This is a genomic window from Hylemonella gracilis ATCC 19624, assembly GCF_000211835.1.
Classification (GTDB): Bacteria; Pseudomonadota; Gammaproteobacteria; order Burkholderiales; family Burkholderiaceae_C; genus Hylemonella; species Hylemonella gracilis.
This window is the reverse complement of the sequence record NZ_AEGR01000040.1, coordinates 1-25,411: the sequence shown is the minus strand read 5'-3', so window position 1 is coordinate 25,411 and position 25,411 is coordinate 1. Positions and strand designations below refer to the sequence as shown.

Here is a 25,411-nt window from a genome sequence, read left to right as displayed (position 1 = left end):
CGAGCATGTCCTCGCCCGCCGACTTGCCCCTGTCCTTGCGTGACTACGGCCCCTCGCACGGCAGCCATGCCCACGCGCACCACCAACTGCTGGTGGGCTTGGACGGTCTGCTTGAACTCGAGGTCGAGGGCCGGGGCCAGCGGCTGGCCGCGGGCGATGCCCTGCTGATCGCCCCCGGCGATCGGCACGATTTCGAATCCCCCCAGGGCAGTCGCTGTCTGGTGCTGGACAGCGACCATGCGGCCTGGGGACTCTGTGAGCCCCAGCCATACCGCCCCCGTCAAGTCGCCGCGCTGGCGAACTACCTCGCTCAGGCTTGGCCACAGCCCCTGGCCCTGAGCCACGCCCCGGCACTGCTGCTGGAAGCGTGGCGCGCGCCGAAAGCGGCTCAGCGCCCGCGACGCGCCATCGACTGGCTGTCACTCAGCGCCTGGGTGCAGGCACGGCTGAGCCAGCCGCTGAGCATCGCTGACCTCGCGCAGCACGTGCACCTGAGCCCGTCGCAATTCGCCGCGCGCTGTTTAGAAGCCCACGGCATGGGACCGCTGGCGTGGCTGCGGGGACAGCGCCTGACCCAGGCCCGCTCCTTGCGCGACGCGGGCTGGTCCGTGCGGGAGACCGCCCTGCGCACGGGCTACCGTTCGCCCTCGGCCCTCACCGCCGCCTTGCGCCGCGCGGGTCTATAACCATCGCAGCCTGGACTCGGTCACGCCTCGCCAAGGCGCCGCTGTCGCCCCCCGGGGGCCCTCACAGGCCCTCACAGACCCTGGGATACCTCGACAGTGACTTCGCGACGATTCACCCTCGTTCGGCGACGAGCTGTTTTTTTACACTGGCGCCCATGCACGCCAACCTTCACGCCTTGGGCGCGATCGCCCTCTGGGCTTCCCTGGCCGCGCTGGGCGTCACGCTCCAGCACGTGCCCCCGTTTCTTTTGACCGGCCTGGCCTTGCTGATCGGCAGCATGCCGGCGTGGCCGGCGCTGCCCGGGCTGCTGCGGCGAGGTCAACTGCCGCTGTCCACGCTGGCACTGGGCATCTACGGCCTGTTTGGTTTCCATTTCCTGCTGTTCCTTTCGCTGCGGCTCGCGCCGCCGGTGCAGGCCAATCTCATCAACTACCTGTGGCCCTTGCTGATCGTGGTGATGGCGCCGCTGTTCCTGCGTGACCTCGCGCTCAAGCCGCTGCACTGGGTGGCCGCCGTGCTGGGTTTCGCGGGCGCGGCCATCGCCATCTTGGGAGGTTCGGACCGGTCCACCGACAGCGGAGCCTGGCACTGGGGCTATCTGCTGGCACTGGCCTCGGCCTTCGTATGGGCGAGCTATTCCCTGCTCACGCGCCGGGTGACGGCCTTTCCGACCACGGCCGTCGGCCTGTTCGGCATGGTCTCGGGTCTGCTGTCCCTGCTTTGCCACGCGGTGCTGGAGTCCAGCGCGCCCTCGTTCTCGGCCTTGTCGCAGCGCGACTGGCTGCTGCTGGCGTTGCTGGGCCTGGGCCCGCTGGGCGCGGCCTTCTTTCTCTGGGACCACGCACTCAAGCGCGGCGATGCGCGCCAGATCGGGGTGCTGAGTTACCTCACGCCCCTGGGTTCGACGACGTTGCTGGTGTGGGTCAGCGGCCAGCCCTGGCGCTGGAGCATCGCGGCGGCGGCAGTGCTGATCATCGGCGCGGCGCTGCTCAGCACGCGCGCGCGCTGAGCCACGCCCCGAGCTCCCAACAACGCCCGCGGGTTTCAGCTGCCCATCAAGGCGGACGGCGTCTCGGACTCCAGCACCTGACGCGCCCACGGCGCGATCTTGGCCGCGTCGGCCCGCAGCACCTCCTGCTTGACCGCGAGGATCTGCGCCGGGTGCATGGAAAAACTGCGCAGGCCCAGCCCCAACAGCAGCCGCGTCATGCCCACGTCACCGGCCATCTCGCCACAGACGCTGACCTCCTTGCCCTGGGCGCGGCCTTCGGCGATGGTGTCCGCGACCAGGCGCAACACGGCGGGGTGCAGCGGGTCATAGAGGTGGGCCACGGATTCATCGGCGCGATCGATGGCCAGCGTGTACTGGATCAGGTCATTGGTGCCGATGGACAGGTAATCGAAGTAGCGCAAGAACGTCTTGAGCATCAGCGCGGCGGCGGGGATTTCGATCATCGCGCCCACCTGCACCGCGCCTTGGGGCCGCCCTTCGCGGTGCAGCTCGACACGCGCCTGCTCCAGCAAAGACAGGGTCTGGCGGATCTCGCTGAGGTGCGCCAGCATGGGCACCAGCATCTTGACCGGACCGTGCGCGGCAGCACGCAGGATGGCGCGCAGCTGGGTGAGGAACATGGCGGGATCGGCCAGGCTCCAGCGGATGGCGCGCAGGCCCAAAGCCGGGTTCAGGTGCTTGCCCTCTTGGGCACTGCTGTCCATGGGCTTGTCGGCGCCAATGTCCACCGTGCGGATGGTCACGGGCAACCCGTTCATGCCTTCCACCGCGCGGCGGTAGGCTTGGTACTGCTCTTCCTCGTCGGGCAGGTGGCCTTGGCGGCCCATGAAAAGGAACTCGCTGCGAAACAGGCCCACGCCCGCCGCGCCCGCGCGCACGGCGGCGGCGGCGTCCTCGGGCATCTCAATGTTGGCCAGCAGGTCCACCGGTTCGCCATCCAGCGTGATGGCCGGCGTGTCGCGCAGGCGCACCAGGCGACTGCGCGCCAGTTCGTGCTCCCGCTGCTTGTACTGGTACTCGGCCAGGATGATGGGCGACGGGTCGACGATGACCACGCCCGCGTTGCCATCGATGATGATCCAGTCGTCCTGCCGCACCAGCTGGCTGGCCGAGCGCGCGCCCACCACGGCGGGAATGTCCATGCTGCGCGCGACGATGGCGGTGTGCGAGGTTTTGCCGCCCACGTCGGTGATGAACCCCGTGAACACGCCCTGCTTGAACTGCAGCATGTCCGAGGGTGAGAGCTCATGCGCTACCAGCACCAGGGCCGTCTTGTCGGCGGCGTCGGCGTCCGTGGGGCCCGCGGCGTGCAGGGCAGCGGGCATGTAGAGCGAGGCGCTGCCGCCCTGCATTTCCTCCTGCATGGCGCGCAGGACTTTCTCGGTGATCTGCTCCAGGTCGGCCTTGCGTTCGCGCAGGTACTCGTCCTCCATCTCGTCGAACTGGCGGGCCATGACTTCGAGTTGAGACGTCAGCGCCCATTCGGCGTTGTAGAGGCGTTCACGCACCCAGTGCTTGACGCCGCCGATGATCTCCTCGTCCTGCAACAGCATCAGGTGCACGTCCAGCAGCGCCTTCAGCTCGGGCGGTGCCTCCTTCGGGCCGAGTGCCTCGACGCTCTGCTGCAGGCGCTGGATTTCCTTGATGACGGCGTTGCGCCCGCGGCGCACGCGGTTGATCTCGCCATCGACCTGGTCCGGCTCGATGAAGTAGTGCGCCACATCCACGCGGCTGGAAGCGACCAGCACGGCGCGCCCGATGGCGATGCCGCGCGTGACCGCCAGCCCGTGGATGGAAAAAGTCATGGTTTCACCGCCGGGCCGTCCCAAGGTGAAACAAGCCCCCTCGGGGGGCAGGGAGCCACACGCAGTGGGCAACCGTGGGGGTCATATTCATTCGCCCTCGCCGAACTTGTCGTCGATCAAGGCCAACAAGGCGTCCACGGCTTCCTGCGCGCGATCCCCTTCCGCCTCGATCTCGATGGTCGAGCCCAGGCCAGCCGCCAGCATCATGACGCCCATGATGCTCTTGGCATTCACGCGTCGATCGCCGCGTGCCAGCCAGACATCGCAGGGAAAACCACCCGCCAGCTTGGTCAGCTTGGCCGAGGCACGGGCATGCAAGCCCAGCTTGTTACTGATGGTTGCGGGTGCCTTAACCATGCTTTTCCTCCATAGGCTTATTCCTTACTCCTTTTCCCGGTGTCGGTGCGGCAAGACCGGCATCGCTCACTCCAGCTCTCGCACGCCCTGGCTACCGCCTTGCAAGGCCCGGGCGACCAGGGCATCCAAGGGCTCATGCTGGTAACTCACGGCCCGCCACAGCATGGGCAGGTTGACGCCCGCCAGCAATCGGGCTTGTCCCTGCCCCTGCGCGCGCAAGGCGCGGAGCAATTGGGTGGCCACGTTGCAAGGCGTGGCGCCCATCACGTCGCTCAGCAGCAGCAAGGGCGTGTCGCTCAGGCGCGCCACCGCTTCACGGGCCAGATCCAAGGTGCGCTCCGCGGGAGCATCGGCCTGCACATCCAGCGCCAGCAGGCCCTGCGCGCGCTCGGGAAACACGTGGGCCGCGCAGGTTTTCAAGGCAGTGGCCAGGGGTGCATGGGCAATGATGACGATGCCATTCATAGATTCACGGTCGATTATGGCGTCTGACTCGCGATCGCACCGGTGATGCGCCGTCTGCATGCGTCAAATCTTGTGACAGCTCAAGAAAATTTGGCGGGCTTGGCGGCCCCGCGCTTCAGGAACCAGACGTAGGACAAGAGATTGCAAGCCAGGACCACGCCCAGCGCGCCCTGATAAGCCTGGGCAACGCCCCAATCCAGGCCGCGCAAGGCGTCGATCATCAAACCAATGCCCCATTGGACGACAAACACGCCGCCGAAGATCACCAGGTTGTAGGCTGAGAGCGCGCGTCCCGCCAGCTCGGAGGCGAACGCGAGCCCCACCGCGGGCTGGGCCAGGGACAACACGCTGGAGCACAGACAGAACAACGCCAGCAACCCAGCGGCATGGGCACCGAGGGTCGGCCCCGCGACCACCAGCACGGCGAGCACGAGCAGGCTCGCGGGCACACCCCAAGCCATCAGGCGTTCGACGTTCACGCCGCGCCGCGTCAAGCGCGGCAGCATCAGGCCCCAGAGCCAGAAAGCGGTGAGCATGCACAGGTTGATCGCAAAAAGACCCGTGGCCGCCTGCCCCGCGCTGTAGCCCCCCACTTGCATCATCCAAGGCACGGCCCAAAGCGTCTGCACCGCCAGCAGAGACCCGTAGTTGAAGAAAGCCAGCGGCGTGAGCCTCAGGAAATAGGGGTGACGCAGTACCTCGGCGTAACGTCCGGATTGGCTCGTGCCGGGCGCGGCCGACGCCGCGGTGGCGGGCCAAACGGGTGTCTTCCAGGCGATCATGGCCATCGCCAGGAGCAGCAGGACCGCCAGCCCCCAGAACAAGGGTCTCCAGCCGTACGCCGGCAACAGCCATTGGACGGGCAAGGTGGAGGCCACCATGCCCATGGAGCCGGTCATGAGCATCCAGGAATTGGCGCGCATCTGGGTCGCTGGCGTGAACCAGCGGCGAAACCCGGTCATGGGCGCCATCAGACCCGCGGCCAAACCGACGCCGCACAGCACCCGAGCCAGCAGCAGCGCCGCGAAGCCCGTGCTGAGCGCGAACATGGCGCAACCGCCGACCGCGATGGCCGTGAAGGCAAGGATGACGGTGCGCGGACCGTGGCGGTCCAGCCAGCGCCCCAGGGGCAGTTGCATGGCCGCGAAGCCCAGGAAGTAGCCGCCGGCCAGCAGGCCCAGGTCCCGCGCACCGAGCTGGAACTCCTGCGTCAGGGTGGAGGACAGGGTGGCGGTGACGGCGCGAATCAGGGCCGAGAAGAAATAGGCGAAAGCAAAGGCCAGGAAGATCCAGATGGCCTGGCGGCGACTCGTGACCAGCATGGGTGACGGATTCTCAGTCCGGGATTCACTCAAAAGCCAGGCTGCCGAAGAACGGTTCCGTCATGGCCTGGCTGAGCCGCTCGGCGTAGACGGCGGCGTGGTAGAGCCGCCCGCCGCGCGCGAACCAGACCGCCTGCACATTCAAGGCTCGACCCGAAGGTTCTTGAGCCTCGGAGGACGAGGCCCCGGAAACGCCCGCGCCCGAGCGACCCCGGGCCAGCAATTGCGTGCCCTCGGGCTGGGCATCCGCGCCCTTGAGCGCGAAGGGCTTGCGGCTGCCGCCCTGCGCATGCACGCTGGCCAGAACATGCGTCTGCCATTGGGCCAGCACGGCCATCAAGGCCTGGTGCGAGCTGGGCACCGCGACGGCGATCGCGAACAGCCCGCCATCCGCCTCGCAACCCATCATGGTCACCATCACCTCGTATCCCGCCATGCGCTGGGGACGGGTGGCCTGGTCCGGTTTGCAAGGCAGCAGGGCCTGCAGGGCCGCTTCCTCGGCCTGGGTTTCCGACGTCTTCACGGTCTCCGGCTTCAGGCGGACCTGGCGCCAGTTCAGGCTGGGGCTGCACCCCATGAGGACAAGACCGGCACACAGCGGGAGCAAAAGGCGTTGAAGCATGGGGGAATTATCCCTGCCCGCCATGCCCCTGACCACCCAGATCACCCCCAGGGCGATACACTTGCTCCTTGCCATGGATACCGACACTGTGACCTCCCCGTCCTCCCCCGCCTCCACTGCACGCGCCTGGCGCAATCGCGCACTGGTTGTCACCCTCGCGGCACTCCTGGCCGCCGCCGGCTGGTGGCTGCTGCGCAGTTCAGGTTTCGGTGCCGCGCCGCAGACCTCGTTCGTGCTGCTCGATGGCTCGACCGAGAACACTTCCGCTTGGCGTGGCAAGGTCGTGCTGGTGAATTTCTGGGCCACCAGCTGCACCACCTGCGTGGCCGAGATGCCCAAGATCATCTCCACCTACGACAAGTACCACGCGCGGGGCTACGAAACGGTTGCCGTGGCCATGAGCTACGACCCGCCGAGCTACGTCGTGAATTTCGCGCAGACGCGCAAGATGCCCTTTAAGGTGGCCTTCGACAACACGGGTGAGGCCGCGCTGGCTTGGGGCGATGTGCGCCTGACACCCACGACCTACCTCTTGAACAAGCAGGGTGAGATCGTTAAACGCTATGTCGGTGAACCGGACTTCGCCGAACTGCACCGGCTGATCGAGGAACTGCTGGCGCAGGCCTGAATCGCCTGCGCCCTGCGCTCAGGCTCAGCGGTTGCGGAACTCGCGATGGCAGGCGCGGCAGGAATCGGCGGTGTCGCCGAACGCAGCCTTGATGCGCTCGATATCGCCGGTCTTGGCGGCCTCGGCCAGCTTGGCGGTGTCGCCCTGCAGGCGCTGCGCGGCCGCCTTGAAGTTGTCCATCTCCTTCCAGACCTCGGGCTTGGCTTTGCCGCCCTCGTAACCCGGCGCGAAAGCCGGCCAGGGTAGCTTGCTCAGAGCCAGCAAGGCCTCCGCGCTTTGCTGGGCCACCTTGGCGTCGAAAGGTACTCGGCCGCGCACCATGGCGCCCAGCCGATCCGATTCGTCGCCCATGGCCTTGAGCTTCTCTTGACGGTATTGAATGGCGTCCTCGGCTTTGGCAAACTGCGCCATGGCAGGCTCGGCAAACAGGGTGCACATCAGGGCGCAGGCCGCCCAAAGGGCTGCGCTGCGCGGGTGGATCTTCGCGGTCATGGTCACGACTCCTCAGGGTCAATGAATAAGGATTGAAAACAAGATGAGCGCGGGGGCATTCTTGCATCAAAAGACGTCGGAGTTGAAGCACAGGGTACGGGTCTGGGATTTGCCGACGCGCCTGTTCCATTGGCTGCTGGCGGCGGCCATCATCGGCATGTTCGCCACCGCCTACCTCGGCGCCCTGGATTGGCACATGCGTCTGGGCTGCGCCGTGCTCGTGCTGCTGCTCTTTCGCCTGGTCTGGGGCCTGGTGGGCGGGCACTGGTCGCGCTTCGCCAACTTCGCCCCATCGCCCCGTCGCATCTGGCGCGCGCTGCGTGGGCAGGCCCGCGACACGGAAGCCGGTTTGGGCCACACCCTGCTGGGGGCCTTGTCGGTTTGGGCCATGCTGCTGGTGCTGTTGGCCCAGGTGATCAGCGGACTGATGAGCGACGATGACATTGCCTATGCGGGCCCTTGGGCGCGGCACTTCCCCGAGACCTTTACCGCTTGGATGTCGGACTACCATGCGGACATCGGTCAGTGGCTGCTGCTCGGGCTGGTGCTGGTGCACGTTGGCGCGATTCTTTTCTACCTGCTCGTGCGCGGGGACAATCTCATCAGCCCCATGGTGCATGGCGACAAGTTGCCAACCTTGACCTCGTCACCCTGCCCGCCATCGCGTGACGATCTCCTGAGCCGCGTGTTGGCCTTGGTCTTGCTGCTGGCCTGCGCGGTGCTGACTTGGTGGCTGACCGGATTCGCCGCTTGACCCATGACCTGCTGAACGACGTCCCGTCACGTCCTCATCCTCTCCATGATCGCGCGCCCTTCGCCCCTGCCCTCCATCTCCGTGTCCACGCCGCGTGACGCCCGCGATGTGGAGATCCTGCGAGGACTCTTTCTCGAATACGCCCGCAGCCTTGGCGTCGACCTGGGGTTTCAGAACTTTGAGCAAGAACTGCGCGATCTGCCGGGTGACTACGCCGCTCCGCGCGGCCTCCTGCTGTTGGCCTGGGTCGACGGGCAGGCAGCGGGATGTAGCGCATTGCGCCCCCTGGACACCGCCGATTACGCCAATGCCTGCGAGATGAAACGCCTGTACGTGCGTCCGCCTTTTCGCAAGCTGGGCCTGGGCCGCCGCCTGAGCGAGGCGACGCTCGACGCCGCACGGGTGCAGGGCTACGACCACGTGCTGCTCGACACGCTGGACGACATGGAAGCCGCCCGCGCGCTCTACGAAGACCTGGGCTTCGTGGACATCCCGCCCTACTATCACAACCCCATTGCAGGTGCGCACTACCTGCTGGCGACGCTCTCCAGCCCGCGAAAGTAGGCGCCAGACGAACCCCACCGAGGCCTCGCCGTGTGGCGGCGGGACTTCAGCCCAGGCGGACCTTGCCATAGCTTTCGCGGTCCATGTCCACCACCTCGACGCTCAAGTAGGCCGTGAGCGCGGCAGGCAGCGAGGGCATGTGCTCGCGCATGCCGGCAAGGACGCGCTGACTCAGGTCTTTCTTCGCCTGCGGACTGCGCCCAGCCAGGATGCGCAGGGTGACGTGGATGAAACCACGCCCCTCGTCCGCGAGCCCCACGCGAAAAGCCTCGGCGCGCAGGACACGCGCCTTCAGATCGGCTTCGTCCCCGATCTCGGGGCTGGCGGCCAGCCGGCGCGTCACGGCCGCCAGCATGTCCTGGAACGGAAGATGCCCCAGGTTGGGGGTGTATTCGACAACGATGTGGGGCATGAACGGGAACGGCTTGGTTTGAAAGTCCTGGACTCAGGTGGCCTCGATGCCCACGCCCAGCAGGCGATCCAGCAGCGCTTGATCGGCCGCCAGCGCCGCGCTCGGACCAGCGTGGACCACGGTGCCGCGTTCCAGCACGATGGCCTGGTGCGTCATGTCCAGCGCCAGCACCGGGTGCTGCTCGACCACGATGGAGGCCAGGCCCTCGTCCTCGCAGAGTCGGCGGATGGAAGCCGCCAGCTCCTCGACGATGATGGGCGCCAGGCCTTCCATGGGTTCGTCGAGCAGCAGCAGCACCGGGTTGGTCATCAGCGCGCGGCCGATGGCCAGCATTTGCTGCTCACCGCCCGAGAGCTGGTTGCCGTAATTGGCCCGCCGCTCGCGCAGGCGCGGAAAGAAGCCGTAGACGCGGTCCAGCGTCCAGGCGCCCGGGCGCGCGACCACGCTCAGGTTCTCCTCCACCATCAGCGAGGGAAAGACCTCGCGCTCCTGCGGCACCCAGCCCAGGCCCGCGCGCACGCGCAGATGGGCGGGCAGGTGCGTGATGTCCTGTCCGCGCCAGCGGATGGCGCCGCCCGTCACGCGGGTGTTGCCCATCAGGGTTTCGAGCAGGGTGGTCTTGCCCACGCCATTGCGCCCCAGGATGGCCAGACTCTGGCCCTGCGCCAAGGTCAGGCTCAGCTTGTCCAGCACCACGGCGTTGCCGTAGCCGGCCGTGACTCGATCAAAGGCGAGAAGCTCAGCCATGGGCAGTCTCCGGGTGGATGCCCACGTGGGTGCTGCCGAGGTAAACCTCGCGCACGCGGGGATCGTGGGCGATGTCGCGTGGTGCGCCCTCGGTCAGGATGCGCCCAGCCACCAGCACCGAGATGCGCTGGGCGAAGCGGAACACCAGCTTCATGTCGTGCTCGATGAAGAGCACGCTGATGTCCGAAGGCAGTTCGCCGATCACGTCGAACAGCTCGCCGCTCTCATCCTCGGGCACGCCGGCCGCGGGTTCGTCCAGCAGCAGGATGCGCGGCCGCGCGGCCAGCGCCAGCGCGATCTCCAGCAGGCGCTGCTTGCCATAGGCCAGCTCGGCCACGGGCACCTGGGCCAGCGCGTCCAGGCGCAGACGCTTGAGCAGCGCATGGGCTTCGTCGAAGCAGGCCGTGCTGCGCTGGTAGGGGCGCCACCAGGTCGCGCCCTGGCCTTCGCGTTCGTGGATGGCCAGCACCACCGACAGCAAGGGCGTCAGGCTCGGGAACAGCTGGTTGATCTGGAAGGTGCGGGCCAGGCCATTGCGCGCGCGGCGATCGGCCGCGTGCACCGTGATGTCCTGTCCGTTCATGCGGATGCTGCCCGCCGTCGGCTTGTAGACCCCGGTGAGCAGGTTGATCAGGGTGGTCTTGCCGGCGCCGTTGGGGCCGATCAGCGCCTGGCGCGCGCCCACCTGCAGTTGCAAGTTGACCTCGGCCACGGCCTGGAAGGCGCCGAAGCGGATGCCCAGCCCCTGGGTTTCGAGTGCGAGAGTGCTCATCGTGTTGGCTCCTTGATGCGCACCAGTCGAGACAGGAGGCCCATGATGCCGCCGCGGCCAACCATCACGACGGTGATCAGGAACAAGCCCAGCCAGAACATCCAATACTCAGGATTGAGGTCGGCGAACCCGTCGTGCACCAGCATGTAGACGATGGCGCCGATCAAGCCGCCGTACAGGCGACCTGTACCCCCCAGCACCAGGATGATCAGGATCTCAGCGGAACGGTTGAAGCTGATCGATTCGATGCCCACGAACTGCGTGGTCTGCGCCAGCAAGGCGCCGGCCACGCCGGCGATGGCGGCCGAGAAGGCATAGGCCATGCGCAGCCGCGATTCGACCGGCGAGCCGATGGCCAGCATGCGCCGGCGGTTGTCGTGGATGCCGCGCAATGCCAGGCCAAACGGCGAGCGCAGCACCCGGCGCACCAGCAGGAACATCAGCAGCACCATGGCATAGGCATAGACGAAGGCCGTCTTGCCGAACAAGTCGAACTCGAACAGACCGGCCACGGGCCACACCGTCATGCCCTGCAGCCCATCCGTGCCGCCGGTGATGCCGGACAGGCGGTTGACCAGTTCGTACAGCAGCACGCACACGCCGATGGTGATCATCAGTCGCGTCAGGTCCGCGCCGCGCACGACCATGTAGCTCAGCACGTAACCCAGCGTGCCCGCCACGGCCAGCGCGGTCAGCAGGCCGGTGAAGGGCTCACCCCAGCCATGACGGGCCAGCAGGCCGGCGGCATAGGCCCCGGCGCCGAAGAAGGCGGCATGACCCACCGTCAGGATGCCGGCGTAACCCAAGGCCATGTCCAGCGAGACCGCGAACAGGCCGAAGATCAGGATCTGGCTCAGCAGCGTCAGGTGGTCGGGCGCGAGGAAGAAGCTGCTGCCCAGCAGCAGCCAGAAGGCCAACTCTGCGGCACGAAGTTGCGCCGAGGAAAGTGCGAGTCGTTTCATGCGAGGCCCTTGCGCGGAATGATGCCGTTAGGGCGCAGCAGCAACATGCCGATCATGAATACATAGATCAGGAAGGCGCCGGCCTCGGGCAAGTAGTACTTGCCCGCCACGTCCACGATGCCGACCAGCAGGGCCGCCACGAAGGGGCCAACGATGGTGCCGGCGCCGCCCACGCAGACCACGATCAGGAAGTACACCATGTACTTGAGCGGAAAGTACGGCTCCAGGCCCAGCATGCCCAGGCTCAGGGCGCCGCCCAGTCCGGCCAGACCGCAGCCCAGGGCGAAGGTCAGGAGGAAGAGCCGCTGCACGTGGATGCCCGTGCCCGCAGCCACGCGTTGGTTGTCCACCGCGGCGCGCACCATGGCGCCGTACCGCGTGCGCAGCATGCCGAGCAGCAGCACGAGGATCAGCAGTCCCGCACCGATCAGGAAGAGGCGGTAACGCCCCACGCCGACACCCCCGATCGTGACCTGGCCTTGCAGCGCCTCGGGCAGATGGAAGGGCAACATGGAGGGACCGAAGAAGTAAGTCAGCGAGGCAATGGACACGAAGACCAAACCGATGGACAGCAGCACCTGGTCCAGGGGATGGGCGCGGTACAGCCGGCGGTAGAGCAGAAATTCGAGCACCGCACCCACCAGGGCAGCGACCACGAAGGCGCAGGCCAGGGCCGTGGCATATCCCAGGCCCAGCTGGTTCATCACCACGGCGGCGGCGTAGCCGCCGACCACGGCGAAACTGCCATGCGCCAGGTTGACGAAGTTCATCAGGCCCATGGTGATGGACAAGCCCACCGCCATGAGGAAGAGGAGCATGCCGTAGGCCACTCCGTCAAAGATCACGATAGCCATCGAATTTCCATTGCTGCGCGCGGGCCGGCCCGCCGGATGGCGTTCGGCCCGCGCAGGATACTGCGGCCAGATGCCGCCGGACTCAGGGCGCTTCCTTGGCCGGGTCCTTCACGCGGTCAAACTTGTCGAACTCCACGTTCACCAGCTTGCCGCCCACCTTCTCGGTCTTGCGGATGTACACCGTCTGCACGATGTCGCGGGTGACCGGGTCGATCTCGACGGGGCCACGCGGGCTCTCGAACTTCAAACCCTTCAGCGCTTCCATGACCTTGTCGCCATTCAGGTCGCCGCCCGTCTTCTTGAGCGCCTGGTCAATCGCGGTCATGGCGTCATAGGCGGTCACGGCGAAGTAGCTCGGGCGCAGGCTGGTGCCGAACTGGGCCTCGAAGTCCTTGACGAACTTCTGGTTCTTGGCCGAGGGATGGGCATACGAATAGTGGTGGCTGGTGATCAGGCCCAGGGCCACGTCGCCGGTCGCGTCCAGGTAGCTGTCGTCGGTGGCCTCGCCCGTGGCGAAGAGCTTGATGCCAGCGGCGTCCATGCCCCGCTCTTTCCAGACCTTGAGGAAGGCCGGCGGCATCACGCCCGAGGGGAAGAAGAAGAAGACGGATTGCGGCTTGGCATCCTTGATGCGCTGCACATAGGCCGAGAAGTCCGGGTTGCTCATGGGCGTGCGCAGCTCGCCCACGACCTTGCCACCGCCCTGCTCGAAGGCTTTCTTGAACGCGGTCAGCGCATCAACGCCCGGGGCATAGTCCGCCACCACCACATAAGATTCCTTGATGCCTTGCTTGAGCATCCAGCGCGCCATCGGATCGGAGACCTGCTGCACCGTGAAGGACAGACGCGCCACGTAGGGCGAGCTGCTCGTGATCGCCGAGGACGAGGCGTTCATGACAACCACCGGCACCTTGGCCTGGGTGGCGACGGCGGCAACGGCGTAGGCGTTGGGACTGAAGTCCAGACCCGTGAGGATCTGCACCTTGTCGCGCACGATCAGTTCCTGGGCGATGCGCTTGGAAGCGTCGGGGTTGGCGCCCCCGGTGTCCTTCTTGACGATCTCCACCGTGCGGCCGGCGATCTTGCCGCCGTTCTCTTTCAGGTAGAGCGCGACACCGGCGTCGAACTGGCGACCGTAGTCGGCGTACGGACCAGAGTAGGTGCCGATCAGGCCGATCTTGAGGGCGTCCTGCGCCTGAGCGACGGCGCCCAGAGTGGCCAGCGCGAGGCCTGCCAGCAAGGTGCGTTTGGAGAGGTTCATCGTGGTGCTCCGTGGAAAAGATCAGCCCGCAGGCCGAGGGGGGGTGAAAAAGGACTTCAGATCGACCGACGGATCGGCCAACAGCTCGGGCGCGATGCGCGCGCCCTGTGCGATCAGCTTGCGCGCCAGCATGTGCTCGGCCGGGCGGTTCACCGTGTGCGCGGCGCGCACGGCGCCCTCGCGCAGGTAGAACAGCGTGAACTTGTCGCTGGCCAGCTCGCCCCGCAGCACGGTCTGGTCCCCCGGCGCGGGCAGGCCAGCCATCTGGAACTTCAGCTCGTGCTGCTCGCTCCAGAACCAGGGCACGGCATCCAGAGGCTGGGGCCGACCGACCAGCAACGTGGCGGCAGCACGGGCGCCGTCGTTCGCGGCCTGGATCGATTCCAGGCGCGCGCGTTGGGGACCACCGGGCACGGCCGCAAGCGCCATGTTGGCGACATCGCCGATGGCCAGCACATTCGGCGCGCTGCTGCGGCCCAGGGCATCGACCAGGATGCCGTTGTCGCAAGCGATGCCGGCCTGCTCGGCGAGTTCGCTGTTGGGTTGCACCCCGATGCCGAGCACCACCAGGTCGCAATCGATGCGCCGTCCATCGACGAGTTCCACCGCCACCACCCGGCCCTGGTGCCCGTGCAGGGCACGCACGCCACAGCCCAGCGCCAGCGCGACACCGCGCCGTCGATGCGCGTCGGCCACGTAGTCCGACATGGCGGCGGGAAAGGTGCGGGCCAGCAGGCGCGGCTGGCTTTCGACCACGGTGACGCTGGCACCCACGCTGCTCAGGGCCGCGGCCACCTCGAGACCGATGAAGCCGCCGCCGATCACGCAGGCGCGTTGGCTGGCACCGAGCGCGGCCACCACGGCTTGTGCGTCGTCCAGGGTGCGCAAGATGTGCACGCCCTGCAGGTCGGCGCCGGGCACCGGCAGTGGCCGGCAGCGCGCGCCCGTGGCCAGGGCCAGCCAGCCGAAGTCCAGTTGTCCACCATCCGCCAGGCGCAGGCGCCGCGTGCTCAGGTCCAGGCCCGTGACGCGGACGCCCAGGCGCAGGTCGATCCCCTGCTCGCGGTAGAAGTCGGGGCCGCGCAGCGCGAGCTGGTCCACCTCAGTCTTACCAGTCAGCACACCCTTGGACAGCGGCGGGCGCTGGTAAGGCGTGTGCGGCTCGTCGCCCAGCAGCACGATGGGCGCGTCAAAGCCTTGCTCACGCGCGGCGGCGGCAAGCTGGGTGCCGGCGTGCGAGGCACCGACGATGAGCAGGGGCTCGGACCGGGCCATCAGACCTGGGTCTCCGGCACGCGCACGGTCAGGCCGTCGAGCCCGGCCGTCACGGTGATCTGGCAGCTCAGGCGGCTGTTGGGCGCGCGCGCGCTGGCGGTGCCATCGAGCAACTCGTCTTCCATCTCGTCGGGCGGCGTCAGCCTGGGCAGGTCGGACTCAAGGACGTAGACATGGCAGGTGGCGCAGGAGCAGCTGCCGCCGCACTCGGCGTCGATGCCGCGGATGTTGTGGCGGATGGCGGTCTCCATCACGCTGGCGCCGGGCTTGGCCTCGACGCTGCGCGTGCTGCCGTCCTTCAGGATGTAGTGGATGGTGGGCATGGCATTCGGTGTCCGGGCAGGCTCAGAACATGTCGAAGTATTCGCGCTGTTCCCATTCGCTCACCTCGAGGTTGAAGCGTGCGATCTCGGCCTGTTTGATGTGGCAGTAGTAGTCGACGAAACCCTGGCCGAACTGCGCGCACAGCCAACGGTCCGCCTTGAGAGCGTTGAGCGCATCCCCCAGTGTGCGGGGCAGTTGTTCGGCCGGCGTTTCGTAGGGTGCATCGGCCGAAGGGCCGGGGTCCAGACGCTCCGCCATGCCGTGCAGGCCGGAGTACAGCTGCGAGGCCAGGTAGAGATAAGGATTGGCCGTGGGCTCGCCGATGCGGTTTTCGATGCGGGAGGCGCTGTCACCGACCGCGCCCAGCACGCGCAGCATCGCGCCGCGGTTGTCGTGGGCCCAGATCGCCCGGTCTGGTGCCAGCGAGAAAGGCCGGTAACGGCGGTAGCCATTGAGCGTGGGACTGGCCAGGGCGGCGCTGCCGCAGGCATGGACCTTGAGGCCGGCCAGGTAGTGCAGGCCCAGGGGGCTCAGGCTGGCGCCGTCCTGCTCGGGCACGAAGGCGTTGCGGCCATCGGCCTGGTGGCAGAGGGACTGGTGCAGATGCCAGCCGCTGGACATCACGTTCGGAATGCGCGGGCGGCACATGAAGGTGGCATGGTAGCCATGTCGGCGGCAGATCTGCTTGATCGCGCTGCGCAGCAGCACCATGGTGTCGGCCGGCATCATGTCCCGCGTCGGGCCGAAGACCAGCTCGAACTGGCTGGGGCCGAATTCGATCTCCAGCGATTGCAGGGGCAAACCCAGGGCCATCAGCTGGTCGCGCAGCAGTTCCATCAGCGGGTCGACGCTGTCATAACGCAGCTCGGTCAGGTACTGGTGGCCATGCGTCAGCAGGGACACCTTCGGGGGCTCGCCCGGTTGGCCGGAGTCGGCCAAGCGCATGGCGGGCTCGTCGAGCTTGAAGACATGGAACTCCACTTCCAGGCCCGCGACGAAGCTCAAGCCTTGCGCGTGGACCTGTTCCACCGCGCGCTGGAGGATGCGGCGAGTGTCGAAGGGGCAACGCTGCCCATCCTTCATGTAGGCGTCGCACTGCACCCAGGCGGTGCGCGGCGCCCAGGGCAACATGCGGAACGTGCCCGGGTCAGGCACGATGACGAAGTCGGCGCCGCCCTGCAGGCCGGGAAGGTCGAAGCCCCCGCCGCTGGTGAAGACCGGGAACACCGTGCGATGCGAGGTGTCCTTGGCCAGCAAGGTGGTGGTCAGATTCACGCCGCGCTTGAAAGCACCCCGCGCGGCCTCGGTCACCAGGGTCTTGCCACGCAGGATGCCGTGCTGGTCGGCCCAGGCGAAACGGACCACGTCCACCTCGCCGCTGTCGAGCCGGGCCAGCAGTTCCCGGGCCTGGACCTGCTGGTCGGCAGACCAGAGACCGAAACGCTCAATGAAATCGCTCATGGGCGTTGAACCTCAGTCCTTCAGGCGCGCGCTGGCCCAGTCGCAGTTCAGGCGCCGCGCCCGGTCGGCCTGTTCGCAATAGCCGTCGACAGCGTCGACGCTGGCCACGCCATCGATGGACGGCGGCCCGGTCAAGGCGCTGGCCTGGGCCGCGTCAGGACGCACCGGCACCGGTGCACCCGCCTGCGCGGCCTCGATGGCCTGCACCAGCAGGCGGCGGTAAGCCACGATGCCCTTGTCGGTCGTGCCCAGGTGCTCGCGCGTGCGGTCCTGGATCGAGCCCATGGATTCGCAGGCCCATTGGTCATGCACATTGATGTCCATGCCCATGCCGGTGTACGTCTTGGTGGCCTGCTCTTCCGCGCTGTAGCCGTATTCGTTGCGCTTGTTCTTGCGCGAGATGTAGTCGGGCAGCTCGATGGTTTCCAGGCGTTGTGCGCGCATCTGCTGCTTGTCCACCGGCTTGGTGAAGCTGGTGAAGATGGCATACCAGTAGCAGCGGTGGTCGTCCACGGGCACGTGCCACTGCGAGATCGTCATCTCGGTGCTCATCGGAATCACGAAGGCCTGCGGGAACACCACGTTGGTGACGCGCACATGGGTCTGCGCCTCGGTCAGCTTGCGCAAGGTGGTCAGGCGCATGCCGAACGGCGCGGCTTGCACGTGGATGTCCGGACGATCGTATTCGCGCAGCACCTTGGTGATGGCCAGGTCCGAGTCGGCCGACGCGCCGCGGAACTGCTTGCCGTAGCTTTCGGCGGTGTCTTCGTCCTCGTAAAAGCGGTGCAGGAAGGACGCATGGGCTGGGTCCATGCCGACTTCCAGCGCCTGCAGCCAATTGCATTCCCACAGACCCTTGAACGCGAAGGTGTGGCTGTCGGGCGCGACGAAGCAATCGAACTCCGGGAAGGCCGGCGGTTCGCCTTCGCCCAGGTAGGCGAAGATCACGCCGCTTTTTTCGACGACCGGGTAGGCGCCCTGCCTGATGCGCGTGCACAGCTTGCTGCCCACGGGCTCGGCTGGCGTCTCGCGACATTGACCGGTCGCGTCAAACAACCAGCCGTGGAAAGCGCAGCGCAGCCCGCCATCCTCGAGCCGACCGTACGCCAGGTCCGCGCCACGATGGGGGCAATCTCTGTCCAGCAAGCCTAGGCGGCCGCTCTCGTCGCGGAACAGCACGAAGTGCTGACCCATGAGCTGCACGGGTTTGAGTGGCCGGGGCCCCTTCAGTTCTTCCGACAGAGCCACGGGTTGCCAATAGCGGCGCAGCAGGGTTCCGGCTGGCGTTCCGGCACCAACCTGGGTCATGAAATCATTTTGTTCGGCACTGATCATAAAGAAAGGCTCCAATCGGACTGACGATTGCACTTGATTGCATGCAATCGAATTCATTATTTCTGCCAAAGCCGGCATTCATCAAGGATGGTTGCCTTGTTTTCCTCAAAATTAGTGGTTAACACTGATATTTATTGCCATTTAATTGGGCATTTAGGTAGATTCATCTCTCAGAATTTCACCACTCCGTTTTTATGCATGCATTATTTAGGCCAGATTTACAACTCGGTATGCCAAATTGGCTGCTGTTAAGATTCCCGCACTGCGTGCATACAAGCCACCACATGGACTCTCAACAATCGCGCGTATTGGTTCAGCTACGGGACATGATCCTCAAGGGGGAATTTGTCCCGGGCGAACGCCTGGCCGAGATCCCGCTGGCCGAGCGGCTAGGCGCCTCACGCACGCCGGTCCGCCTCGCGCTGGGCAGCCTGGAGCACGAAGGGCTGATCGAACCGTCGCCCGGCGGGGGCTATCAGATGCGTCGTTTCACCCTGCGCGAGATCTCCGATGCGATCCGCGTGCGGGGCCTGGTTGAAGGCTTCGCCGCACGCCTGCTGGCAGAGGAAGGCGCGACCCGGCCGCTGCTCAGGGCCCTGCACGACTGCTTGAGCGCGGGCGACAAAGCGGTCTACAAGGCGCGCATGGACCTGGATGACTATGCCGCCTATGTCGAAATGAACGACACCTTCCACCGACTCATCATGGACGGCTGCGGCAACGCGGCACTGAAGCGGAGCATGGAATCCCTGATGGGGCAGCCGTTCGCCGCTCCCAGCGCCATGCTGCCCATGCAGTCATCGATGGAAGAAGGCCACCAGTGGATGCAGCAGGCCCATCGCCAGCACCACGCCCTGGTCCAGGCCATCGAACGCGGCCAGGGCGCACGCGCCCAGGCCCTGGGCGAGGAACATGTGGAGATTGCCCGCATGAACCTGGACTACGCGTCGGAACGACCGGAACTGGCCGCCAACCTGATGCCCGGGCTGAAATTGGTCGGCGTGCATCCCGGCAAGTAACACCAAGGCTCCCACCATGAACCTTGAGCAGCCATGAAAAAAGCCATCGCGGGGCGATGGCTTTTTCTGTGGGCTGACGCGCCTTGCACTCGTTCGCGCTTCAGCCCTTGACCTGGGCCAGCAGGGTCGCCGCGTCGCTGACTTCGAACTTGCCGGGCGCTTCGATGTTGAGGGTCTGCACCTTGCCATCCTTGATCAGCATGGAATAGCGATTGCTGCGCAGGCCCAAGCCGCGCGCCGTGAGGTCCAAGGTCAAGCCCGTGGCCTTGGCGAATTCGGCACTGCCATCGGCCAGCATGCGCACCTTGCCATTGGTCTTCTGGTCACGCGCCCAGGCACCCATGACGAAGGGGTCATTCACCGCCAAGCACCAGATTTCGTCCACGCCAGCGGCCTTGAATGCCGCGTGGTGTTCGACATACCCAGGCACATGCTTGGCCGAGCAGGTGGGTGTGAAAGCGCCAGGCACGGCGAACAGAGCAATGGTCTTCCCCGCCAAGGACTTTGCGACAGGCACCGGATTGGGTCCGATGCTGCAACCGTTGCCTTCGACTTCGGAGTACTCCGACAGGGTCACGTCTGGCAGGGAATCTCCAACTTTGATCATGGGGGTGCTCCTTGATGAGGATGAATGGCAGGGAAGGTGAATCAGCAGATTGAAATTTGCTGAGCATGCGCGAGGCGCTTGTCACGCAGAAGCGAAAACGGCCCACCATTGTGAGCCGTTTCGCAAGACCGGGTCACGGTCGAGGCTTAAACCACCACAGCCTTTTCGACCAGACGGGTCGCAACCCAGTTCTTGGTCTTGGACAGCGGACGGCTCTCGGTGATCTCGATCACGTCACCCAGCTTGTATTCGCCATTTTCGTCATGGGCGTGGTACTTGCTGGAACGGATCACGATCTTGTCGTAGATCGGGTGCTTCACCCGACGCTCGATCAGCACGGTCACGGTCTTGGCGCGCTTGTCGCTGACGACCTTGCCAACGAGGGTGCGCTTGAGGGATTTTTTGGCTTCCGTCATGGTCACTCCTTAGTTGGCCGCTTGCTTTTCGGCAAGAATCGTCTTGGCGCGCGCAACGGCACGGCGCGTCAGACGCATTTGCGCCGTGTTATTGAGCTGTTGCGTGGCTTTTTGCATGCGCATGTTGAAGTGAGCCTTTTGCAGGTCCTTCACTTCGGCTTGCAGGGCGGCCACGTCCTTTTGGCGCAGATCAGCAGTTTTCGTCATATCGATGCTCCTGATTACTGGCCGATCATGCGGGCCACAAAGGTGGTGCGCAACGGCAGCTTGGCGGCGGCCAGCTGGAAGGCTTCACGCGCGAGTTCCTCGGGCACGCCGACGATCTCGAACACGATCTTGCCCGGCTGGATTTCGGCCACGTAGTACTCCGGGTTGCCCTTGCCGTTACCCATGCGCACTTCAGCAGGCTTCTGGGAGATGGGTTTGTCGGGGAACACGCGGATCCAGATCCGGCCACCACGCTTGACGTGGCGGGAGATGGCACGACGCGCCGCCTCGATCTGACGCGCGGTCAGACGACCGCGCTCAACGCACTTGAGGCCGAAGTCGCCAAAGGCCACGGAGCTGCCACGGGTGGCAAGACCCGTGTTGCGGCCCTTTTGCTCCTTGCGGTATTTTCTGCGAGCAGGTTGCAGCATCTTTATTCTCCTTGAGCACCGTCAGCAGATGCGGCTGGCGCGGCTTTGCGGACGCGCTTAACGGCGGTTTTCGGGGCGGCGGCGTCAGCGGCCTCCGCGGGTTTGTCACTTCCATCGGCGGGCGCGGCATTGCTGCCAGCGGGACGACGTGCGCCGCCACGGGCCGGACGATCAGCACCCGGACGGCCAGCGCCATCACGGCGCGGGCCACGCGGGCGACGCTCTTCCTCGGCGCGCGGCTCGGTGGTGGCGGGCTGCTCGTTGCGGCCCAGGTTGTCGCCCTTGTACACCCACACCTTGACGCCGATCACGCCGTAGGTGGTCTTGGCTTCGGACGTGCCGTAGTCGATGTCCGCGCGCAGGGTGTGCAGCGGCACACGGCCTTCACGGTACCACTCGGTACGGGCAATTTCGATGCCGTTCAGACGACCCGACGACATGATCTTGATACCCTGAGCGCCCAGGCGCATCGCGTTCTGCATGGCGCGCTTCATCGCACGGCGGAACATGATGCGCTTCTCGAGCTGCTGGGTGATGCTGTCGGCGATCAGCTTGGCATCGATTTCGGGCTTGCGCACTTCCTCGATGTTGACGGCCACCGGCACGCCCAGCTGCTTGCCCAGGTCGCGCTTCAGGTTCTCGATGTCCTCGCCCTTCTTGCCGATCACGACACCCGGACGTGCCGAGAAGATCGTGATGCGGGCGTTCTTGGCGGGGCGCTCGATGAGCACGCGCGAAACGGAGGCGTTCTTCAGCTTGGTCTTGAGGTACTCGCGCACCTTGATGTCTTCGGCAAGCATGCCGGCGAAATCACGGTTGCTGGCGTACCAGCGCGAGGCCCAGTTGCGGCTCACCGCAAGGCGGAAACCGGTCGGGTTGATTTTCTGTCCCATATCCTCAGACCTCGATTAGTTGCCGACCGTCACGTACACATGGCACGTCGGTTTGCTGATGCGGTTGCCGCGGCCCTTGGCTCGGGCGGTGAAACGCTTGAGCGTGGTGCCTTGCTCGACGTAGATGGTCTTGACCTTCAGTTCGTCGATGTCGGCGCCGTCGTTGTGCTCGGCGTTGGCGATGGCGGACTCCAGCACCTTGCGGATGATCAGCGCCGCCTTCTTCTGCGTGAATTGCAGAATGTTGAGGGCCTGGTCGACCTTCTTGCCGCGAATCAGATCAGCGACCAGACGGCCCTTGTCCACGGAGAGGCGGACGCCACGGAGGCTTGCACGGGTTTCCATGTTGGCTGCTCCTTATTTCTTCTGGACTTTTTTGTCCGCGGGGTGGCCCTTGAAGGTGCGAGTCAACGCGAACTCACCCAGCTTGTGGCCCACCATTTGGTCGGTGATGTAGACCGGCACGTGCTGCTTGCCGTTGTGCACGGCAATGGTCAGCCCAATGAAATCGGGCAGAACCATGGAGCGGCGCGACCAGGTCTTGATCGGCTTCTTGTCCTTGACGGCGACGGCTTTTTCAACCTTCGCCAGCAGGTGATGGTCAACAAACGGACCCTTTTTGAGAGAGCGAGTCATTTGCTACCTCTTACTTCTTGCGACGCGACACGATGAAGGTCTGCGTGCGCTTGTTGTTGCGGGTACGGTAGCCCTTCGTGAGGTTACCCCACGGGTCCACCGGATGACGGCCTTCGCCAGTCTTGCCCTCGCCACCACCGTGCGGGTGGTCGACCGGGTTCATCACGACGCCGCGCACGGTCGGGCGAATGCCCATCCAGCGCTTGACACCCGCCTTGCCGAACTGGCGCAGGCTGTGCTCTTCGTTCGCGACTTGACCAATCGTGGCGCGGCATTCGATGTGAATCTTGCGGACTTCGCCCGAGCGCATGCGCACCTGAGCGTAAGTTCCTTCACGCGCCAGCAGCGTGGCCGAGGCTCCCGCGGAACGCACGACCTGAGCGCCCTTGCCCGCCTGCAGTTCGATGCAGTGGATGATGGAGCCCACGGGAATGTTGCGGATCGGCAGGGTGTTGCCCACACGGATCGGCGCTTCGGCACCGTTCAGGATGGTCGAACCCACTTCCAGGCCGCGCGGCGCGATGATGTAGCGACGCTCGCCGTCGGCATAGCACAGCAGCGCCAGGTGAGCCGAGCGGTTAGGGTCGTACTCAATGCGCTCGACCTTGGCGGGGATGCCGTCCTTGTCACGCTTGAAATCGACCACGCGGTAGTGGTGCTTGTGACCCCCGCCCTTGTGACGGGTGGTGATGTGGCCGTTGTTGTTGCGGCCCGACTTCTGGAACTGGGGCTCCAGCAGCGGCGCGTAGCCTTCACCCTTGTACAGGTGATCACGCGAGACCTTCACCACGGCACGCTGGCCGGGGGAGGTCGGTTTCATCTTGATGACAGCCATGATTACGCGGCCTCCCCGGACAGGTTCAGCTCTTGACCGGGCTTCAGCATGACGTAAGCCTTGCGCACGTTGTCGCGGCGGCCCACGGACTTGCCGTAGCGCTTGGTCTTGCCTTTGGTGTTGACCACGGAAACGCCCTTGACCTCGACCTTGAACAGCAGCTCGACGGCGGCCTTGATCTCGGGCTTGGTGGCGTTTTGCAGGACCTTGAACGTCACCGCATTGCTCTTCTCGGCAACCATCGTGGCCTTCTCGGACACGATCGGCGCGATCAGCACTTGCATCAGGCGACCTTCATCGAATTGGATGGCGGCGCTCATGCGTACATCTCCTTGAGTTGGTCCACGGCGGCCTTGGTCACCAGCACCTTGCGGTAGTGGACCAGCGACAGCGGATCGGCGTAGCGCGGCTCGACCACCAGCACGTTGGCCAGGTTGCGCGAGGCCAGGTACAGGTTCTCGTCGACCTCATCGGCAATGACGAGCACGGAGTCCAGCTTCATGGCCTTGAACTTGGCGGCCAGCGCCTTGGTCTTGGGCGAATCCACCTTCAGCGACTCGACCACGGCCAGACGGCCTTCGCGAGCCAGCTGCGAGAAGATGGACGCCATGCCAGCGCGGTACATCTTCTTGTTGACCTTCTGGCTGAAGTTTTCTTCAGGCGAATTCGGGAAGATGCGACCGCCCCCACGCCACAGGGGCGAGGAAGTCATACCGGCGCGGGCGTTACCCGTGCCCTTTTGCTTGAACGGCTTCTTGGTCGAGTGCTTGACCGTGGCGCGGTCCTTCTGGGCGCGCGTGCCTTGACGGGCATTGGCCTGGAAGGCGACGACGATCTGGTGAACCAGGGCTTCGTTGTATTCACGACCGAACACAGTGTCCGGCGCTTCCAGCTTGGAAGAGGCCTGGCCTTGTTCGTTCAGGAGTTCGAGCTGCATCAGTTCGCTCCCTTCTTGGCTTGGACTTTCACAGCGGGGCGGACGGTCACGAAACCGCCGGCGGAGCCGGGAACAGCGCCCTTGATCAGCAGCAGCTGACGGGCTTCGTCGATGCGGATCACGTCGAGGTTCTGGGTGGTGACTGTTTCGTCGCCCATGTGCCCCGTCATGCGCTTGCCCGGGAACACGCGACCCGGATCCTGGGCCATCGAGATGGAGCCCGGAACATTGTGCGAACGGCTGTTACCGTGCGAGGCACGCTGCGAGCTGAAGTTGTGACGCTTGATCGTGCCGGCGAAGCCCTTGCCGATGGAAGTGCCTTGCACGTCCACCTTCTGGCCCACGGCGAAGATCTCGGTCACGGGCAGCTTGGCACCGGCCTGGTACTTGGCGGCGGTGTCAGCAGCGACGCGGAATTCCTGGATGATTTCACCAGCTTCGACACCCGCCTTGGCGAGGTGGCCGGCTTGCGGCTTGGTCACGCGCGAAGCACGGCGCGAACCGAAGGTCACCTGCAGGGCGACGTAGCCATCATTGTCCTGGGTCTTGACCTGGGTCACGCGGTTGTCGGACACATCGACCACCGTGACGGGCACTGCATCGCCGTCATCGGTGAACAGACGCATCATGCCCACCTTGCGCCCCAGCAACCCCAATCGATTGCTCGAACTCATTTTTGACTCCTTTACTCTCACCGTCGCCGCTTCAATTGGCTTCGACGTTTGCTTGGGGTTCGCAAACATGGTCTGCGAGCAAGCGTGAAAGAGGGTTGATAAAACTCGACCCGAAAGAGGTCGAGCCCGGCATTCTAGCCGGATTCGCGGAAAACCGCAAATCCGGGCCAGATCGCCATTCTTCAGCCGGGCAAGCCCGGCACCAGCCGCTTACTGCAGCTTGATTTCGACGTCCACGCCAGCGGCGAGGTCCAGCTTCATCAGCGCGTCCACCGTCTTGTCGGTCGGGTCCACGATGTCCATCAGGCGCTGGTGCGTGCGAATCTCGAACTGGTCGCGGCTGGTCTTGTTAACGTGCGGCGAACGCAGAATGTCGAAACGCTTCATGCGCGTGGGCAGCGGGACCGGGCCCTTGACGATGGCGCCGGTGCGCTTGGCGGTGTCCACGATCTCGGCGGCCGACTGGTCAATCAGCTTGTAGTCGAACGCCTTGAGGCGGATGCGGATTTTTTGCTTGGTAGCCATGTTTGCTCCTGGTCAGGATCGAGTCCGGGCGAGCCCCCTGTGCGGAGTCCGCCCGGCCAGGCCCAAATTACGCGATGATCTTCGCCACGACGCCGGCGCCGACGGTCTTGCCGCCTTCGC

At 65.5% G+C, this 25,411-nt stretch carries 34 protein-coding genes; 6 read left to right on the top strand and 28 right to left on the bottom strand.

The annotated features are described in order from the left end of the window. Window positions 1–5 precede the first annotated feature (5 nt). Together HGR_RS03680 and HGR_RS03675 are read left to right on the top strand one after the other, a co-directional pair. A complete protein-coding gene (locus HGR_RS03680) occupies window positions 6–686 on the top strand; it encodes an AraC family transcriptional regulator (protein WP_006296741.1) in 681 nt (226 codons plus the stop codon). A gap of 155 nt (window positions 687–841) precedes the next feature. Continuing rightward, window positions 842–1,696 carry a DMT family transporter gene (locus HGR_RS03675; RefSeq protein ID WP_006296740.1) on the top strand — a complete coding sequence of 285 codons (855 nt, stop codon included), beginning with the start codon at window positions 842–844 and terminating at the stop codon, window positions 1,694–1,696. A gap of 35 nt (window positions 1,697–1,731) precedes the next feature. On the opposite strand, the gene ptsP is transcribed toward HGR_RS03675, so the two are convergent. From ptsP to HGR_RS03650, 5 genes are all read right to left on the bottom strand, one after another. Then, window positions 1,732–3,504 (bottom strand): phosphoenolpyruvate--protein phosphotransferase, encoded by a 1,773-nt coding sequence (ptsP, locus tag HGR_RS03670; protein WP_006296739.1) that lies wholly within the window; start codon window positions 3,502–3,504, stop codon window positions 1,732–1,734. Between the two features lie 87 nt (window positions 3,505–3,591). Then, window positions 3,592–3,861 carry an HPr family phosphocarrier protein gene (locus tag HGR_RS03665; protein ID WP_006296738.1) on the bottom strand — a complete coding sequence of 90 codons (270 nt, stop codon included), beginning with the start codon at window positions 3,859–3,861 and terminating at the stop codon, window positions 3,592–3,594. A 66-nt stretch (window positions 3,862–3,927) separates the two neighbouring features. Next, entirely contained in the window at window positions 3,928–4,326 is a 399-nt protein-coding gene (locus HGR_RS03660) for a PTS sugar transporter subunit IIA (RefSeq protein WP_006296737.1), read from the bottom strand. A gap of 80 nt (window positions 4,327–4,406) precedes the next feature. Beyond that, the gene (locus HGR_RS03655) at window positions 4,407–5,648 is read right to left on the bottom strand and encodes an MFS transporter (protein ID WP_006296736.1); all 1,242 of its coding nucleotides are present in this window, start codon (window positions 5,646–5,648) and stop codon (window positions 4,407–4,409) included. Between the two features lie 25 nt (window positions 5,649–5,673). Further along, complete coding sequence (locus tag HGR_RS03650; protein ID WP_006296735.1) at window positions 5,674–6,270, bottom strand: hypothetical protein; 597 nt, start codon at window positions 6,268–6,270, stop codon at window positions 5,674–5,676. A gap of 73 nt (window positions 6,271–6,343) precedes the next feature. On the opposite strand from HGR_RS03650, the gene HGR_RS03645 reads away from it, so the two are divergent. Further along, window positions 6,344–6,898, top strand: a complete 555-nt coding sequence (locus HGR_RS03645) for a TlpA family protein disulfide reductase (RefSeq protein WP_138922386.1) — start codon at window positions 6,344–6,346, stop codon at window positions 6,896–6,898. Between the two features lie 24 nt (window positions 6,899–6,922). Here HGR_RS03645 and HGR_RS03640 read toward each other — a convergent pair whose 3' ends face one another. Next, window positions 6,923–7,390 carry a c-type cytochrome gene (locus HGR_RS03640; protein WP_006296733.1) on the bottom strand — a complete coding sequence of 156 codons (468 nt, stop codon included), beginning with the start codon at window positions 7,388–7,390 and terminating at the stop codon, window positions 6,923–6,925. 82 nt (window positions 7,391–7,472) lie between these two features. Between HGR_RS03640 and HGR_RS03635 the strand changes: the two genes are divergently transcribed. After that, window positions 7,473–8,144, top strand: coding sequence for a cytochrome b/b6 domain-containing protein (locus HGR_RS03635; protein WP_039852257.1), 672 nt, complete (start codon window positions 7,473–7,475; stop codon window positions 8,142–8,144). Between the two features lie 45 nt (window positions 8,145–8,189). Beyond that, window positions 8,190–8,708 carry a GNAT family N-acetyltransferase gene (locus HGR_RS03630; RefSeq protein WP_006296731.1) on the top strand — a complete coding sequence of 173 codons (519 nt, stop codon included), beginning with the start codon at window positions 8,190–8,192 and terminating at the stop codon, window positions 8,706–8,708. Window positions 8,709–8,754: 46 nt separating this feature from the next. On the opposite strand, the gene HGR_RS03625 is transcribed toward HGR_RS03630, so the two are convergent. The 10 genes from HGR_RS03625 to HGR_RS03580 form a co-directional block, all read right to left on the bottom strand. Next, on the bottom strand, window positions 8,755–9,120 hold the full coding sequence (locus HGR_RS03625) for a 5-carboxymethyl-2-hydroxymuconate Delta-isomerase (RefSeq protein WP_006296730.1): 366 nt from the start codon (window positions 9,118–9,120) through the stop codon (window positions 8,755–8,757). 33 nt (window positions 9,121–9,153) lie between these two features. Beyond that, a complete protein-coding gene (locus HGR_RS03620) occupies window positions 9,154–9,867 on the bottom strand; it encodes an ABC transporter ATP-binding protein (protein ID WP_006296729.1) in 714 nt (237 codons plus the stop codon). Next, complete coding sequence (locus tag HGR_RS03615) at window positions 9,860–10,639, bottom strand: ABC transporter ATP-binding protein (protein WP_006296728.1); 780 nt, start codon at window positions 10,637–10,639, stop codon at window positions 9,860–9,862. Before HGR_RS03615 ends, HGR_RS03620 begins: the two co-directional genes overlap by 8 nt. Beyond that, window positions 10,636–11,601, bottom strand: a complete 966-nt coding sequence (locus HGR_RS03610; RefSeq protein WP_006296727.1) for a branched-chain amino acid ABC transporter permease — start codon at window positions 11,599–11,601, stop codon at window positions 10,636–10,638. Before HGR_RS03610 ends, HGR_RS03615 begins: the two co-directional genes overlap by 4 nt. Next, entirely contained in the window at window positions 11,598–12,455 is an 858-nt protein-coding gene (locus HGR_RS03605) for a branched-chain amino acid ABC transporter permease (protein ID WP_006296726.1), read from the bottom strand. Before HGR_RS03605 ends, HGR_RS03610 begins: the two co-directional genes overlap by 4 nt. A gap of 82 nt (window positions 12,456–12,537) precedes the next feature. Further along, on the bottom strand, window positions 12,538–13,716 hold the full coding sequence (locus HGR_RS03600; protein ID WP_006296725.1) for an ABC transporter substrate-binding protein: 1,179 nt from the start codon (window positions 13,714–13,716) through the stop codon (window positions 12,538–12,540). A gap of 21 nt (window positions 13,717–13,737) precedes the next feature. Beyond that, window positions 13,738–14,991 carry an NAD(P)/FAD-dependent oxidoreductase gene (locus HGR_RS03595; protein ID WP_006296724.1) on the bottom strand — a complete coding sequence of 418 codons (1,254 nt, stop codon included), beginning with the start codon at window positions 14,989–14,991 and terminating at the stop codon, window positions 13,738–13,740. Next, the gene (locus tag HGR_RS03590; protein ID WP_006296723.1) at window positions 14,991–15,314 is read right to left on the bottom strand and encodes a 2Fe-2S iron-sulfur cluster-binding protein; all 324 of its coding nucleotides are present in this window, start codon (window positions 15,312–15,314) and stop codon (window positions 14,991–14,993) included. The genes HGR_RS03595 and HGR_RS03590 overlap by 1 nt, the downstream gene beginning before the upstream one ends. Before the next feature lie 22 nt (window positions 15,315–15,336). Continuing rightward, window positions 15,337–16,776, bottom strand: a complete 1,440-nt coding sequence (locus HGR_RS03585; protein ID WP_006296722.1) for a glutamine synthetase family protein — start codon at window positions 16,774–16,776, stop codon at window positions 15,337–15,339. Window positions 16,777–16,788: 12 nt separating this feature from the next. Further along, window positions 16,789–18,111, bottom strand: coding sequence for an aromatic ring-hydroxylating dioxygenase subunit alpha (locus tag HGR_RS03580; RefSeq protein ID WP_006296721.1), 1,323 nt, complete (start codon window positions 18,109–18,111; stop codon window positions 16,789–16,791). A 284-nt stretch (window positions 18,112–18,395) separates the two neighbouring features. Here HGR_RS03580 and HGR_RS03575 point away from each other — a divergent pair, with 284 nt between their 5' ends. After that, complete coding sequence (locus HGR_RS03575) at window positions 18,396–19,130, top strand: GntR family transcriptional regulator (protein WP_039852254.1); 735 nt, start codon at window positions 18,396–18,398, stop codon at window positions 19,128–19,130. Between the two features lie 100 nt (window positions 19,131–19,230). Here the strand turns inward: HGR_RS03575 and HGR_RS03570 are convergent, their stop codons facing one another. The 12 genes from HGR_RS03570 to rpsJ all read right to left on the bottom strand — a co-directional run bounded on the left by HGR_RS03570 (window position 19,231) and on the right by rpsJ (window position 25,291). Next, complete coding sequence (locus tag HGR_RS03570) at window positions 19,231–19,737, bottom strand: peroxiredoxin (protein WP_006296719.1); 507 nt, start codon at window positions 19,735–19,737, stop codon at window positions 19,231–19,233. 146 nt (window positions 19,738–19,883) lie between these two features. Continuing rightward, on the bottom strand, window positions 19,884–20,153 hold the full coding sequence (gene rpsQ, locus HGR_RS03565; RefSeq protein ID WP_006296718.1) for a 30S ribosomal protein S17: 270 nt from the start codon (window positions 20,151–20,153) through the stop codon (window positions 19,884–19,886). A gap of 9 nt (window positions 20,154–20,162) precedes the next feature. Continuing rightward, the gene (gene rpmC, locus HGR_RS03560; RefSeq protein ID WP_006296717.1) at window positions 20,163–20,360 is read right to left on the bottom strand and encodes a 50S ribosomal protein L29; all 198 of its coding nucleotides are present in this window, start codon (window positions 20,358–20,360) and stop codon (window positions 20,163–20,165) included. A gap of 14 nt (window positions 20,361–20,374) precedes the next feature. After that, complete coding sequence (gene rplP, locus HGR_RS03555; protein ID WP_006296716.1) at window positions 20,375–20,791, bottom strand: 50S ribosomal protein L16; 417 nt, start codon at window positions 20,789–20,791, stop codon at window positions 20,375–20,377. A gap of 2 nt (window positions 20,792–20,793) precedes the next feature. After that, entirely contained in the window at window positions 20,794–21,684 is an 891-nt protein-coding gene (gene rpsC / locus HGR_RS03550) for a 30S ribosomal protein S3 (protein WP_006296715.1), read from the bottom strand. 15 nt (window positions 21,685–21,699) lie between these two features. Beyond that, window positions 21,700–22,029, bottom strand: coding sequence for a 50S ribosomal protein L22 (gene rplV, locus HGR_RS03545; protein WP_006296713.1), 330 nt, complete (start codon window positions 22,027–22,029; stop codon window positions 21,700–21,702). 12 nt (window positions 22,030–22,041) lie between these two features. Next, the gene (rpsS, locus tag HGR_RS03540) at window positions 22,042–22,320 is read right to left on the bottom strand and encodes a 30S ribosomal protein S19 (RefSeq protein ID WP_006296712.1); all 279 of its coding nucleotides are present in this window, start codon (window positions 22,318–22,320) and stop codon (window positions 22,042–22,044) included. Between the two features lie 10 nt (window positions 22,321–22,330). Next, window positions 22,331–23,155 (bottom strand): 50S ribosomal protein L2, encoded by an 825-nt coding sequence (gene rplB / locus HGR_RS03535; protein WP_006296711.1) that lies wholly within the window; start codon window positions 23,153–23,155, stop codon window positions 22,331–22,333. A gap of 2 nt (window positions 23,156–23,157) precedes the next feature. Then, window positions 23,158–23,475: a 50S ribosomal protein L23 gene (gene rplW / locus HGR_RS03530; protein ID WP_006296710.1), complete on the bottom strand. Its 318-nt coding sequence runs from the start codon at window positions 23,473–23,475 to the stop codon at window positions 23,158–23,160. Then, complete coding sequence (gene rplD, locus HGR_RS03525; protein ID WP_006296709.1) at window positions 23,472–24,092, bottom strand: 50S ribosomal protein L4; 621 nt, start codon at window positions 24,090–24,092, stop codon at window positions 23,472–23,474. The genes rplW and rplD overlap by 4 nt, the downstream gene beginning before the upstream one ends. Further along, window positions 24,092–24,766, bottom strand: a complete 675-nt coding sequence (rplC, locus tag HGR_RS03520) for a 50S ribosomal protein L3 (RefSeq protein ID WP_006296708.1) — start codon at window positions 24,764–24,766, stop codon at window positions 24,092–24,094. Before rplC ends, rplD begins: the two co-directional genes overlap by 1 nt. Before the next feature lie 210 nt (window positions 24,767–24,976). Next, window positions 24,977–25,291 carry a 30S ribosomal protein S10 gene (gene rpsJ, locus HGR_RS03515; RefSeq protein ID WP_006296707.1) on the bottom strand — a complete coding sequence of 105 codons (315 nt, stop codon included), beginning with the start codon at window positions 25,289–25,291 and terminating at the stop codon, window positions 24,977–24,979. Window positions 25,292–25,411 lie beyond the last annotated feature (120 nt).

Coding starts and splice junctions, on each gene's coding strand:
- rpsQ (WP_006296718.1), bottom strand. CDS start 20,153: ATGACGGAAGCCAAAAAATCCCTCAAGCGCACCCTCGTTGGCAAGGTC.
- HGR_RS03580 (WP_006296721.1), bottom strand. CDS start 18,111: ATGATCAGTGCCGAACAAAATGATTTCATGACCCAGGTTGGTGCCGGA.
- rpsC (WP_006296715.1), bottom strand. CDS start 21,684: ATGGGACAGAAAATCAACCCGACCGGTTTCCGCCTTGCGGTGAGCCGC.
- HGR_RS03615 (WP_006296728.1), bottom strand. CDS start 10,639: ATGAGCACTCTCGCACTCGAAACCCAGGGGCTGGGCATCCGCTTCGGC.
- HGR_RS03575 (WP_039852254.1), top strand. CDS start 18,396: ATGGACTCTCAACAATCGCGCGTATTGGTTCAGCTACGGGACATGATC.
- HGR_RS03600 (WP_006296725.1), bottom strand. CDS start 13,716: ATGAACCTCTCCAAACGCACCTTGCTGGCAGGCCTCGCGCTGGCCACT.
- rplD (WP_006296709.1), bottom strand. CDS start 24,092: ATGCAGCTCGAACTCCTGAACGAACAAGGCCAGGCCTCTTCCAAGCTG.
- rplW (WP_006296710.1), bottom strand. CDS start 23,475: ATGAGCGCCGCCATCCAATTCGATGAAGGTCGCCTGATGCAAGTGCTG.
- HGR_RS03630 (WP_006296731.1), top strand. CDS start 8,190: ATGATCGCGCGCCCTTCGCCCCTGCCCTCCATCTCCGTGTCCACGCCG.
- HGR_RS03665 (WP_006296738.1), bottom strand. CDS start 3,861: ATGGTTAAGGCACCCGCAACCATCAGTAACAAGCTGGGCTTGCATGCC.
- HGR_RS03680 (WP_006296741.1), top strand. CDS start 6: ATGTCCTCGCCCGCCGACTTGCCCCTGTCCTTGCGTGACTACGGCCCC.
- HGR_RS03650 (WP_006296735.1), bottom strand. CDS start 6,270: ATGCTTCAACGCCTTTTGCTCCCGCTGTGTGCCGGTCTTGTCCTCATG.
- rplV (WP_006296713.1), bottom strand. CDS start 22,029: ATGGAAACCCGTGCAAGCCTCCGTGGCGTCCGCCTCTCCGTGGACAAG.
- HGR_RS03595 (WP_006296724.1), bottom strand. CDS start 14,991: ATGGCCCGGTCCGAGCCCCTGCTCATCGTCGGTGCCTCGCACGCCGGC.
- HGR_RS03660 (WP_006296737.1), bottom strand. CDS start 4,326: ATGAATGGCATCGTCATCATTGCCCATGCACCCCTGGCCACTGCCTTG.
- rpsJ (WP_006296707.1), bottom strand. CDS start 25,291: ATGGCTACCAAGCAAAAAATCCGCATCCGCCTCAAGGCGTTCGACTAC.
- HGR_RS03640 (WP_006296733.1), bottom strand. CDS start 7,390: ATGACCGCGAAGATCCACCCGCGCAGCGCAGCCCTTTGGGCGGCCTGC.
- rpsS (WP_006296712.1), bottom strand. CDS start 22,320: ATGACTCGCTCTCTCAAAAAGGGTCCGTTTGTTGACCATCACCTGCTG.
- HGR_RS03570 (WP_006296719.1), bottom strand. CDS start 19,737: ATGATCAAAGTTGGAGATTCCCTGCCAGACGTGACCCTGTCGGAGTAC.
- HGR_RS03625 (WP_006296730.1), bottom strand. CDS start 9,120: ATGCCCCACATCGTTGTCGAATACACCCCCAACCTGGGGCATCTTCCG.
- rplB (WP_006296711.1), bottom strand. CDS start 23,155: ATGGCTGTCATCAAGATGAAACCGACCTCCCCCGGCCAGCGTGCCGTG.
- HGR_RS03655 (WP_006296736.1), bottom strand. CDS start 5,648: ATGCTGGTCACGAGTCGCCGCCAGGCCATCTGGATCTTCCTGGCCTTT.
- rplC (WP_006296708.1), bottom strand. CDS start 24,766: ATGAGTTCGAGCAATCGATTGGGGTTGCTGGGGCGCAAGGTGGGCATG.
- rpmC (WP_006296717.1), bottom strand. CDS start 20,360: ATGACGAAAACTGCTGATCTGCGCCAAAAGGACGTGGCCGCCCTGCAA.
- HGR_RS03585 (WP_006296722.1), bottom strand. CDS start 16,776: ATGAGCGATTTCATTGAGCGTTTCGGTCTCTGGTCTGCCGACCAGCAG.
- HGR_RS03610 (WP_006296727.1), bottom strand. CDS start 11,601: ATGAAACGACTCGCACTTTCCTCGGCGCAACTTCGTGCCGCAGAGTTG.
- HGR_RS03645 (WP_138922386.1), top strand. CDS start 6,344: ATGGATACCGACACTGTGACCTCCCCGTCCTCCCCCGCCTCCACTGCA.
- HGR_RS03675 (WP_006296740.1), top strand. CDS start 842: ATGCACGCCAACCTTCACGCCTTGGGCGCGATCGCCCTCTGGGCTTCC.
- rplP (WP_006296716.1), bottom strand. CDS start 20,791: ATGCTGCAACCTGCTCGCAGAAAATACCGCAAGGAGCAAAAGGGCCGC.
- HGR_RS03620 (WP_006296729.1), bottom strand. CDS start 9,867: ATGGCTGAGCTTCTCGCCTTTGATCGAGTCACGGCCGGCTACGGCAAC.
- HGR_RS03590 (WP_006296723.1), bottom strand. CDS start 15,314: ATGCCCACCATCCACTACATCCTGAAGGACGGCAGCACGCGCAGCGTC.
- ptsP (WP_006296739.1), bottom strand. CDS start 3,504: ATGACTTTTTCCATCCACGGGCTGGCGGTCACGCGCGGCATCGCCATC.
- HGR_RS03605 (WP_006296726.1), bottom strand. CDS start 12,455: ATGGCTATCGTGATCTTTGACGGAGTGGCCTACGGCATGCTCCTCTTC.